This window comes from Rhodopirellula maiorica SM1 (genome assembly GCF_000346295.1).
GTDB lineage: Bacteria > Planctomycetota > Planctomycetia > Pirellulales > Pirellulaceae > Novipirellula > Novipirellula maiorica.
The window spans coordinates 1-1,160 of the sequence record NZ_ANOG01000407.1; the positions used below are offsets into that span (position 1 = coordinate 1).

Genomic DNA, 1,160 nt, shown 5'->3' on the forward strand with positions numbered 1-1,160 from the left:
GGTTTGAAGATCGGCCGCGAAACGATGCAGCCGATTTACGATTTCGTCGACAAAGCCCAAGCAAACGAGCAGCCGTTCTTTATTTGGTATGGCGTGTTTCTGCCACATGCACCGCATAACGCACCGGATCGACTGTTCAACAAGTACAAAGACATCGCTCCCGATGAACCCACCGCTCGCTACTGGGCCAACGTCGAGTGGCTTGATGAAGGTTGCGGGCAAATCGTGGACTATTTGAAACAGAAAAATCTATACGAAAACACGATCTTTGTTTTCACCTGTGACAATGGCTGGGTGCAAAATCCAGAGCGAATGAACTCTAGCATTCGCTCCAAACGCGAACCCGTCGAAGCTGGGATTCGAACGCCGATCTTTATCACTCACGAAGCGACCATCGAAGCCGCTCGCGACAAAGAAACCCTGGCAAGCAACATCGACATCGCCACGACCATCTTGCAGGCGTGTGATATTGATCCGCCCACAGAAATGACGGGACTCGACCTGCGAGATCCCAAGGCCTTGCAAGACCGTGATCGGGTGTTCGTCGACGTGTATGAGCATGACAGCGACTTGGATCGGCTCGAGGACCTGGACGATGGCTTGGTCGCGCGTGTCGTGATTGACGGCTGGGACAAATTGATCGCTCGCCCGTCCGGCAGCGAACTGTATGACCTGAAGAACGATCCCGATGACCGAAACGACTTGTCGGCAAAAAATCCCGACAAGCTGCAAAAACTAACACGATTGATCACTAATTGGATGAGCGAAGGGGCAGCTAAATGAATATTGCACTAAACAAGTCAAACGGGATTGACCGCCGTCAATTTGTTCAATCGACACTAGCAGGCTTCGGCGGGATTTCATTGGCCGCAGGCTCCCTGTTGAACTCCGTTGTGACACATGCGTCGGAGCACGATGGCTCGGGCAAAGCTTCGTACGACAATCAACAGTTCAACAAGCTGACTAAGAGCTTGTTGGTCGATTGGTGTGATGGCATGATCCGCCGGCAAGTCAACGATCCCAGCGATCCGAGTCGTCATGGCGCGCTGATCTGTCCCGCATGCAGTCACATTCATGGGCGCTGCAGCGATGCGCTCTACCCGTTCCTGCATCTCGCGCACGTGACCGGCGAACAGAAATACCTGGACGCGGCGATCAAC

At 53.4% G+C, this 1,160-nt stretch carries 2 protein-coding genes; both read left to right on the plus strand.

Annotation, left to right across the window (positions count from 1 at the left end; genetic code table 11):
- On the plus strand, positions 1–783 hold a 783-nt coding region (locus tag RMSM_RS13100), incomplete at its 5' end, for a sulfatase-like hydrolase/transferase (protein WP_040766268.1).
- On the plus strand, positions 780–1,160 hold a 381-nt coding region (locus tag RMSM_RS42550), incomplete at its 3' end, for an ulvan lysase-like protein (RefSeq protein ID WP_008696625.1). The genes RMSM_RS13100 and RMSM_RS42550, both read left to right, overlap by 4 nt.